This is a genomic window from Acidithiobacillus sp. TH-A36 (assembly GCF_057473445.1).
Window position 1 is genome coordinate 1 of record NZ_JBYCKP010000084.1, and the last position, 10,362, is coordinate 10,362.

General features: G+C 50.8%; 8 protein-coding genes. 7 read left to right on the forward strand and 1 reads right to left on the reverse strand.

Annotated features, from left to right (window positions below; translation table 11 throughout):
- A partial coding sequence (locus AC2VLY_RS02385) for a TonB-dependent receptor domain-containing protein (RefSeq protein ID WP_486921701.1) occupies window positions 1–1,074 on the forward strand: 1,074 nt, incomplete at its 5' end.
- Window positions 1,075–1,096: 22 nt separating this feature from the next.
- Here the strand turns inward: AC2VLY_RS02385 and ettA are convergent.
- On the reverse strand, window positions 1,097–2,764 hold the full coding sequence (gene ettA / locus AC2VLY_RS02390; RefSeq protein WP_300252718.1) for an energy-dependent translational throttle protein EttA: 1,668 nt from the start codon (window positions 2,762–2,764) through the stop codon (window positions 1,097–1,099).
- A 250-nt stretch (window positions 2,765–3,014) separates the two neighbouring features.
- On the opposite strand from ettA, the gene AC2VLY_RS02395 reads away from it, so the two are divergent.
- The 6 genes from AC2VLY_RS02395 to AC2VLY_RS02420 form a co-directional block, all read left to right on the forward strand.
- Entirely contained in the window at window positions 3,015–3,785 is a 771-nt protein-coding gene (locus AC2VLY_RS02395; RefSeq protein ID WP_193650240.1) for a PilZ domain-containing protein, read from the forward strand.
- A 242-nt stretch (window positions 3,786–4,027) separates the two neighbouring features.
- On the forward strand, window positions 4,028–4,234 hold the full coding sequence (locus tag AC2VLY_RS02400) for a hypothetical protein (RefSeq protein ID WP_193650239.1): 207 nt from the start codon (window positions 4,028–4,030) through the stop codon (window positions 4,232–4,234).
- Window positions 4,227–6,899 (forward strand): EAL domain-containing protein, encoded by a 2,673-nt coding sequence (locus AC2VLY_RS02405; protein WP_486921702.1) that lies wholly within the window; start codon window positions 4,227–4,229, stop codon window positions 6,897–6,899. Before AC2VLY_RS02400 ends, AC2VLY_RS02405 begins: the two co-directional genes overlap by 8 nt.
- Window positions 6,900–6,938: 39 nt before the next feature.
- On the forward strand, window positions 6,939–8,309 hold the full coding sequence (locus AC2VLY_RS02410) for a sugar porter family MFS transporter (protein ID WP_193650237.1): 1,371 nt from the start codon (window positions 6,939–6,941) through the stop codon (window positions 8,307–8,309).
- A 223-nt stretch (window positions 8,310–8,532) separates the two neighbouring features.
- Complete coding sequence (locus tag AC2VLY_RS02415; protein ID WP_193650236.1) at window positions 8,533–9,858, forward strand: porin; 1,326 nt, start codon at window positions 8,533–8,535, stop codon at window positions 9,856–9,858.
- A gap of 22 nt (window positions 9,859–9,880) precedes the next feature.
- Window positions 9,881–10,362 (forward strand): DsrE family protein (locus AC2VLY_RS02420; protein ID WP_486921703.1); only part of this gene is annotated, 482 nt, incomplete at its 3' end.

Genomic DNA, 10,362 nt, shown 5'->3' on the forward strand with positions numbered 1-10,362 from the left:
ACTGCAAATGGAGGGCTGCAGTTTCTGCGCTGGTCCTTGCTGAGTGCACCGGGCAGTCCGGAACGTTACGATAGTTTTTATCTGCAACAAAGCTGGCACTGGGGCCGGCTGACCATGGATTGGGGTGGCAGATATGTCTGGGATACCCTTCCGGGATTGCAGGCCTTTGATCCCCGTAAACTGACGACGGATGTACTGGATGAGGCGCTGGCTCAGTCTGCGCTGATCGCTCGTCAGTCAGTGAGAGGCCGGACATTGACAGCCTTTCTGCCTTACCTGGGATTGCGTTTTTTACTGCGCGAGCACTGGCTGTTGCGTGCCAGTGCAGGGAGTAACGTAGCCTCCCCGGGATTTGATTTGTGGCCGGCTTATCAGCAGAACGCCGCAGCCTTTAATCGTGCAGGTCTGCAAATCCAGAATCTTTGGAATGCCCAGCGCCTGATTCGCAGCAATCAGGGAGATATGGCCTTGCGTTGGGTTTCCGATGCGGGATATATGGAAGCTTTGGGGTATTACGGTACTTTTCAGAACAAATCCATCTCGGTATATGATGCGCTCTCCGGTCTTACCTATCCGCAAAATGTCGGAAATGGGCGCAGCTATGGGGCGAGTCTCAGTAGTCAATGGCGATTTGCCAGAAACTGGTCACTCACCGGCAACGGAAGTTATACACGCAGCGTTTTTTCGCAAAATGTGCAGGGGGTCGGCGGTACATTACTTCCAGTAGCCGGTTTGCAGACGCCAGATACGCCCAGGTGGTCCGCAAATGCCTTTTTGCAGTACGACAGCCCACAATGGCGCGTCTCCATGCAGGAAAGGTATCTTGGTCCACGTTGGGCAGACAGTTTGCACAGGGAACCTGTTCCTGGCTATTTCCTGACGGATCTCAACCTGGGTCACACCTGGAATGGTCCACACCAGTCACTGGATATCGACTTGTGGGTCTATAACCTTTTGCAAAATCAGGGAATTGGTTTGATCAATACCGGTGGCATTACCGTGGACAGCGGCGCCAATTTCTACCCTCTACCAGCGCGAACCATTGCGTTGACTTTACGTTGGCATTACCGCTGAACCTGCTTGCAGATTCGTCGCCTCAGCGAACAATCGGCTTGAAGCGCAAGCGATGGGGCCTGGCTCCCTCTTCGCCGAGTCGACGTTTTTTGTCGGCTTCGTATTCATGGTAGTTGCCGGCAAAAAATTCGACATGACCATCGCCTTCAAAGGCGATGATATGGGTGGCGATGCGATCCAGAAACCAGCGATCGTGGGAAATGACCAGGATGCTACCGGCAAATTCCAGCAGGGCATCTTCCAGAGCCCGCAAGGTTTCCACATCCAGATCATTGGACGGTTCGTCCAGCAGCAGCACGTTACCACCGGCAATCAGCGTTTTCGCAAGATGCAGACGACCACGTTCTCCACCCGATAACTGGCCTACCAGTTTCTGCTGGTCGTTCCCCTTGAAATTGAAGCGACCACAGTAGGCGCGGGACTGAATCTCGAATTTACCAACGGTGAGAATATCCAGGCCTCCCGAAATTTCTTCCCAGACATTGTTTTTGGCCGCCAGGGCATCGCGGGACTGATCCACGTAAGCCAGTTTGACGGTAGCGCCGATACTTACTTCGCCGCTGTCGGCCTGTTCCTGTCCAATGATCATCCGGAAAAAAGTGGACTTACCGGCGCCATTGGGACCAATCACGCCGACGATGGCACCCGGAGGAATCTTGAAGCTGAGATTCTCAAACAGAAGCTTGTCGCCGAAGCCTTTGCTGACATCCTTGAATTCAATGACTTCATTACCCAGCCGTTCGGCAACGGGAATGAAAATTTCCGAAGTTTCATTGCGCGTCTGGTACTCGTAGGAGCTGAGTTCTTCAAAGCGGGCCAGGCGCGCCTTGCTTTTGCTTTGCCGGCCCTTGGCATTCTGACGCACCCATTCCAGTTCCTGTTGCATGGCTTTGAGGCGCGAAGCTTCACTGCGTGCTTCCTGTTCCAGACGTTTTTCTTTCTGCTCCAGCCATGCCGAGTAATTGCCTTTATAGGGAAAGCCACGACCGCGATCCAGCTCCAGAATCCATTCGGCAGCGTTGTCCAGGAAATAGCGGTCATGGGTGACCGCCACCACGGTCCCGCTGAAGCGCTGCAGATACTGTTCCAGCCAATCTACCGACTCGGCATCCAGATGGTTGGTGGGCTCGTCGAGAAGCAGCATGTCGGGACGACTGATCAGCAGGCGGCAGAGGGCAATACGACGCTTTTCGCCACCGGAAAGAGGGCCCACCAGCGCATCCCAGGGAGCCAGGCGCAAAGCATCAGCGGCCACTTCCATCTGCAGTTCTGCCTGATGCCCGTCACTGGCGGCGACAATGGCTTCCAGTCGTCCCTGCTCGGCGGCCAGGGCATCAAAATCAGCGTCCGGTTCGGCATAAGCGGCATAAACGGCTTCCAGTTGTTGCTGCGCGTCGATGATTTCGCCGAGTCCTTCCTCCACCACCTGACGCACGGTCTTGTTGGGATCGACATCGGGCTCCTGAGGCAGATAACCAATTTTCAGGTCCGGCATGGGCAGGGCTTCGCCCTCAAACTCCCGATCCACACCGGCCATGATTTTCATCAAGGTGGATTTCCCCGAGCCATTCAGCCCCAAGACCCCGATTTTCGCGCCAGGGAAAAAAGACAGAGAGATGTCTTTGAGCAGCGCACGCTTGGGCGGTACGGTTTTACTCAGGTGATTCATGGTAAATACATATTGGGCCATGGCGGGTTCCATCCGGGAGCGTGGTGGGTTGATTGCGGGGCAGTGTAGCGCAGACCGGAGGACTTGTGGACACCCTCCCGACAGGTTGCGTTAGCCAGCGGTGTTTGTTCCTTTGTGACATTGGGTGTAACATTTTTGGTAATAAAGTTTCTAAAATCTTCACGTGTAAGTTTTCATTGAATTTTTCTGGATTACTCCTTTGTCTGCTCGCCCGGATTATGGGGCCTATCCACTTGTTTTTGGAGGGTATATGGGACTGACTTCTGACGATACAGAGTTGGGTATGATGCTACCGTTGAGAAGCGGGCTCAGTATTGCAGAATATCAGCAAATTCTGGTTGAGGAGTTTGGTGAAGCTGTCTTTGAAAATATCCCGGCGATGCTATGTTCAGAGAGGTCTGCGGAGGGGCTGGGAGATGCCGTAATTTTTTCGGCAGACAGCAATGATTCTGGCGCACACTTTTATTTTGATGGCTGTGAATCGGAGAATCTGCTTTTCCGCTTGAAGGGTGTTCTTGCGCAGGAAGACTATAAGAAAGCCCTGATTTTTCTTGAATTGGGTGACTTTATTTATATGTTTTTTTCGGATCTGAAATACATGTTTGAAGGGCGTTATTATTTTGATGTGCCGCGTATGATCTACCGCAGAGCCTCGCGTAGAGCCAAACGTGTCAAGTTGGATGGTGCTATTACCATACGCAAGGCGGGTGGTGCTGAACTGGTAGGGCGGCTACACGATTTCAGTCCCAGCGGTGCCAGCTTTTTTGCGCCCAAAGGATTGTTTCGGCCTGGTGAAAATGTGCTTGCTGAATTTACCATTGCTGACTGTGGAACCTGTGAAACGGTGGTTACTGTTGTTCGTATTCAAGAAGAAGGGGCTCCAGCGGGTCAGTGCCTGGTCGGAATCCGGATGTCTCTCACCCGCGATCAAAAAAAACGTGCCGAACACTTATATTTATGTAAAAAAGCCGAGGAAATTCAGAAGCGCCCGGAATACTCGAGAAATACGCGCATTTTTTAATAAAAAATTTTGATTGCTTAATTTTTCATGAAATTCGTTGAATAACAGATTAAGAAAATAATGATATTATTATAATGTGCTGTTACTTGTCGTTACATTTATGATATATAAGAAAAACCTTCGTTTCTCTGTTTGCTCTTCCCTCCCAGAACTTGTATCATTTTCATTACAAGTCCAGGCTGGTTGTCTGGAAAAAATATAATGGCTATCAGAATAAACGTAGTGAGGTTGGAGTAAAAGTTATGTCTACTACAAAACCTGATAATGATCAGGTAGGGCAAAAAGCGGCGCTTATAAAGCAAGTGGCACTCTCAGAGTGGGCATGGGTAATGCTCAAGGAGCTGAGTGTTTTCTATGGGGTAAGCCCGACGGAAACGCTGGAAAGCCTGGTGCTGGATGCGGTTCTGTCCAAACAGGGAGGTTGTACGGCTTTTTGCAGCGATGAATAGCTCCTTTAAAAGTTCAGATAATCTGGTCAGTTTTTTGGGATTGGATCGTGAAGATTTCATTTTATTAGACCAGTATTGGGGTTTATTTGCCCAAAGTGCAGAACAGCTGGCCCGGGATTTTTATAACTATCTGTTTTCACATCCGGCTACCGCCGCAGCTTTCAGAAACTTTTCAGAAGCAAAGATTGAAGCCCTGGTTCAGCGTCAGGCGGAGCATGGATATGATCTTCTGAACAACCAACTGAACCCTTCCTGGCAGACTGCCATGCAGCAACTGGGTGCCAAGCATCACCATTTAGGCATTGATCCTGCCTGGCTGGCCGGTGGCTACACCATCTACTGGCGGCATTGGCAGCCGATTTTGGAAAAGCATGTCCCAACCGAACACCATTCGCGTCTGGGACAAATCCTCATCAGCCTGCTGATGGGTGACTTGATGAGTCAGTTAAGCGGCTACGCCCGGGCAGCGCGGGAAACGGATGGTGAGCGAAGCGCCGTTTTTGATGTGTTGCTGGATACCCTGGCAAGCACCCGTATTGAAAAAGATACCGATAACACCAGTCTTTTACAGGTGTTATGTGAGCGCTTGCCGCGTAAAAGTCGTTATATCACCCTGGCTGGCTATTTTCTGTGCTCCAGTAGAGTCAATGATCTATTAACTCTGGAAGCTTCGGCCGGTTTGCGCTTGTCCATGCCCTATCTACCTTATTCTGCAGAAGATCCCTGTTGGCAGGCCTTACAACAAAACCAGGTCCTGGTTTACTCAAGTGATGATCCTGCAGCACCGGAATGGATCCGGAAATTGCGACCCCGCGTTCAGGAAATGGTGTTTCTGCCTTTTTCGTCGGGTGACTTGCAAGGTTTAGGTTTTATTGGCGCTCGGGCAAAAGGATATTTTAAAAGAATCGGGTCAGATTATTTTGAGGCGTTTGCCCATCTCGGCGAGATCGTTTTGCAATTACGTAATCGCATGCTCCGGGATCCCTTGACTCAGGTTCCCAACCGTCTTTTATTTATGGATCGCCTGGAAATCGCCCGCCGGCAGGCCAGTCGAGACGAGACTTTACTCGGGGTAGTGCTGCTGGATCTGGATGCTTTCAAGCCGGTCAATGACCGTTTTGGACATGGCGCCGGTGATCGTTTGCTGCTTTCTGTCACCCAGCGGATTCGTCAATGCTTGCGTTCTGGCGACACCTTGGGAAGATTGGGAGGGGACGAATTCGGTCTGCTTTTTCCGTCGCTGGGTTCCATAGACGACCTGGACTTCATTTGTGGACGGATTTTGGAAGCCGTGCGTACGCCTGTGGAAATCGATGGTGAGTGGATTCATGTGAGTGCCAGTCTGGGCGTGACGTTATATCCTCTGGATGAAGTATCCGTAGAAACCCTTCTGGCGCATGCGGATATGGCATTATATGCGGCAAAAAAACAGGGAGGGGATCAGCTCAGTCTGTACAGTCTGACTCTGGATGAGGCCGCACAAAATGCGGCCAATATGCGACTGCTGCTCGAAAGGGGACTTAAAAATCATCAGTTGGTGTTGCATTACCAGCCAATCGTCAACAGTTTTGGTGGCGTATCGGGGGTTGAGTCTTTGCTTCGGATTCTTGATCCTGAACGGGGTTTGCTGGGTCCCGCAGCTTTCTGGGCCGGTCTGGATCATCATCGTTATGCCCGGGACGTGGGTATTTTTGTGATGGATGCCGCTTTTCGGCAAGGTCAAATCTGGCAGCAACAAGGACTTGCCTTGCGTGTTTCCGTTAATATCAGTGCCCATCATTTACTGGATGCACGTTTCCTGGACGATCTGGAAAAAGCTCTACGAAAATATCCCGGTTTACCTGCTGAGCAGATCGAAATCGAAATTACCGAATCAGCACCACTTAAGGATCTCATTCATGCCCAGGAGCGACTGGCGGCCTGCAATGATTTGGGTGTGCGCGTGGCGCTGGATGACTTTGGAACGGGGAACGCTTCTTTGACCTATCTTCAGCAGCTCCCCGCCCAGTCCGTCAAGCTGGATCAAAGCTTTGTCCGCGACATGATCAACGACCCCAAGGATCTGGCTATTGTGGCAGCTGTGATTACTGCCAGTCGTATGTTGGGTCTGGATGTGATTGCGGAAGGGGTGGAAACAGAAGCCCATGCCAAATTACTGGCGAAAATGGGTTGTGGTCACTTGCAGGGATATCTGTTTGCCAAGCCCATGCCCGGAGAAGATATTCCCCTTTGGCTGCGGCAGTTCAAAAGTCTGAATTTGAGTATGCTCAGCCATTCTTCCATTGATATTTTGCCGACTTTGCTGGAAGGTCATGGACAACGGACCGAGAATTTTCTGCTGGCCATGCGCGAACAAAAATCCATTCCGCAACATGTATTGGAACAGGATGCCGAAGAAAAATGCCATCTTGGACGCTGGCTGAAGGGGGACGGATCCTTGCGTTTTGGCGATCAGTCCGAGTTTTTACAGATTTTGCAGCGCCATGAAAAAATACATCATCTGGCACGCCAGTCAAAACTGGCGCTGGATAACGGAGATATGGTCAATGCTCTCTATCTGGGCTCAGTTCTTGAGTGTGAAAACAATAAGATGATTAAGGAGCTGCGTAGTTTGGTCTATGTCGAAGAGAGGGATATGAAGGGTGGCCATTGTACCCAGCATTAAGCGCCAGAAACGCGCGATTCAGGAAGTATTGGGGGTAGCATGCTGCAGCCCGAACGGTCAGTAAAACATCGGGATTGGCGATTTGTGCTGATTGCTGTGATAGCTGGTCTGGGTGGCCTCCTGTTTGGTTATGGAACCGGGGTGGTTGCGGGGGTTTTGCTCTTTCTGGCGCATGACTTCCAGCTCAATGGCAGCATGCAGGGATTGTTCGTGGCGGTGGCCTTGGCTGGTGCCGCGTTGGGCGCCGCTATTTCCGGGTTGCTGGCAGACCGATGGGGACGGCGCCGGATTTTGCTGGCAACTGCCGCACTGTTTGTTTTCGGAAGTCTTTTGGCAGCGTCTGCCAACAGTGTGGCACTCCTTTTTCTGGGGCGCGCCTTTCTGGGACTGGCTATTGGGGTGGCTTCAACGGTGACCCCGCTTTACCTGGCTGAAATTACCACGCCAGAGCGGCGCGGGGCCATTGTCACCATTAATCAGCTTTACATCAGCATCGGGATTTTCATTTCCTATGGGGTAGATCTCCTGTTTAGCGACCTTGGCAGTGGCTGGCGCTGGATGCTGGGGTTGGGAGCCTTGCCCGCGCTTATTCTTTTTGTGGGAATGTGGATGTTGCCGGAGAGTCCGCGCTGGCTCATCAGGCAAGGGCTCATCGATCGGGCCAAATCCGCTTTGCAGTATTTGCGCAGTACGGCGCTGGTGGCAGAAGAGCTGGAATCCTTACAGCTGGGCAATGCGAACACCGAGCCTATGGCGTTGCGTAGCCTGTTCAATAACCGGAAACTGCGTCGCCTGATGGTCATCGCTGTGGGCCTGGCCGTTTTTCAGCAGATCACCGGCATCAATATCGTTTTGTACTATGCGCCGAAGATTTTGCAGGAGACTGGATTGTCTTCTCCTTTCATGGCCATTCTGGCGACGGGCGGCATTGGCTTGGTGAATGTCCTGGCGACCATCATTTCCATGCGCTTTTTGGATAGTCTGGGACGTCGCAAATTGTTGTTATGGGGATTGTGGGGCATGCTGTTCAGCTTGCTGGGCCTCTCGCTGGAGTTTTTAACGAATTTGCAGGGAGCGTTGGGGGCTGCGCTCATCGTTGTGACCTCGGCGGTATTTGTCGCTTTTTTCGCGATGAGTTTAGGGCCGATATTCTGGTTGTTGATTTCTGAAATTTTCCCGCTGGCTATTCGTGGTCGCGCCATGAGTCTGGCCACGGTGATCAACTGGCTGGCTAACATGCTGGTGGCTGGAGTTTTTCTGGATCTCGTTGGCGCCATTGGCCGTGGTGCAACTTTTCTGATTTACGCCCTCATGACTTTTTTGGCCATACTGTTCACCCTGAAGCTGGTGCCAGAAACCAAAGGCCTGAGTCTCGAAGAAATAGAGCGACAATTTATTAGTATTCCTTAATAGAGGAATATGGATTATTTGTTGTGTTCTTTTAAGCACAAGTCCTTGTGCTATTTTGTCCGCATTGGCGAATCCTCTTCCACAATAAGCATGGGTTTCATTGTGGCACGAACATTGCTGACCTTTTTGTCCGTAAGGCGAAGGTCAACGGCATTCCCACGTTGTTGGTCGTCGTTTATTTCAAAATATAAATATTCAGCCAAAACATCGCGAGGTGATAAACATGTATCACGGCCATAAAATTTCCAGAAATACGCTTATTGTCGCAGCAGCCATGCTTGGGTTATCCCCGCTAGCCCATGCCGCCAACTGGTTCGAGTTGCAGGGAACTTCTCCTGCCAAAGCCCCGTTATTTGGTGTTTCGGGATTTATTGAGCCGAGTTTATATGCACAATCCGGCCAGGAAGACAGCCTTGAAAAAAATCAGATTCCGCATATTGATCTCATAGCTCCAGGATTTTCGCAAAGCACTACCGCTAATATTCTGCGGGCCCGAATCATGTTTCGCGGAAACCTGAACAAGCATATTTCCTATTTTTTTGGTGGGGAGTTTGGTGATAATGGTTTCACGCGTGTGCGTGGCGGTTATCAACCTGGCCTCATTGATGGGCATTTTACCTTCAGTTATATTCCAGGGGCCAGAATTGAAGCAGGTCTTATTCGTGCACCAAGCGCCGAAGGAGCCATGCAAGGATTCATGAGTTATAACTTTGTGTTGTCATCGACAATGATTGGGCAATTGATGCAGCAACCAATGTATAACTCCAGCAATCCTTACAAAATCAATCCTGACCTGAACGCCTATTTGATTAATGGTCAACAGACTCTGGGTGTTAATGCCTTCCGCTATCCAGGCATCATGGCTTTTGACTGGTTCCGTAACGGTCATTGGGAATTTACCTATGGCGCCATGATCGGAATGTTTGGAACCGTGGCTGCCGGTAACCAATCGAGCAGTCCCCTTTATGCTGCGCGTCTGCAGGAAGCTTATATATTCGGGGGGAAAGGACCCTTCCGTAGCGATGTGCAGGCGGGTATCTGGTATCAGCATGCCAGTCCTGAATTGAATGACGCCAGTTACAGTATGAATCGCTACGGCGTGGATGTGCAGTATTTGCAAGGCTATATGCACCAATGGGGCCGGCAATTCCGCTTCCAGTATATGCGTGGTACCGGCTGGATATCGGCAGCTTCGGCATTCAGCAGCGCCCCTGGTCTGGCTGCGCCACTGACCAACACCCAACTTTATCCCGGCAGCCAGAACACGGCCAATGGTTACATGCTGGAAGGCGGCTTGTTTTTGACCAGGCATATTGAAGCGAATTTACGTTATGACTATTACGACCGCTTGCCGAATGATCCGGCACAGCAACGCATATTCAAAACCTGGGCTATTGGTCTGCAGTATCACTTCACGCCACTGACCAAAATCATGGCCGGTTACTACTTCCGGACGCTGGGTGTACCGCATCAGCCTAATCCTGTTGCGAATAGTATTTCCGATGCCGTGGATAATGAATTTGCCATGCAGGCGATGATTGCCTTTTGATGAAGATAACGAGGAGATGGTGATGTTATTGAAGAGCTTTTTGAAGGTGGCCGTATTGGCCAGCGTTTTGCCGGTGATGGGCATGTTGGGCATGGCCACTGCTTCGGCCAATGTCGATTCAGCCAATGTTTCGATGCTCCATGATTTTCATTTTAATCACCCTGCTTTTATACATGACTTGCCTTTTGCCGAGCATCATGTGGTGATCCAGGTCAGTCAGGATAATCCGGCCCGTTGGAATCTTACTTTGAATAATGCGCAAAACCTGCTCAATTATTTTGGTCAGGAAAAGGTTCAGATTGTTGTCGTGGCATTTGGGCCGGGCATCAAAATGTATCTTCCCAACAGCCCGGTGGCGAGTCGCATTGCCGCGATTAATGCTGAGGGGGTGGAGTTCGATGTGTGCCATAACAGCATGGAAGAGTTCAAGAAGAAAACTGGCCATCTTCCCAAGCTGGATCACTCTGTGGTTATTGTGCCGGCAGGAATCGTCCGCATCATGCA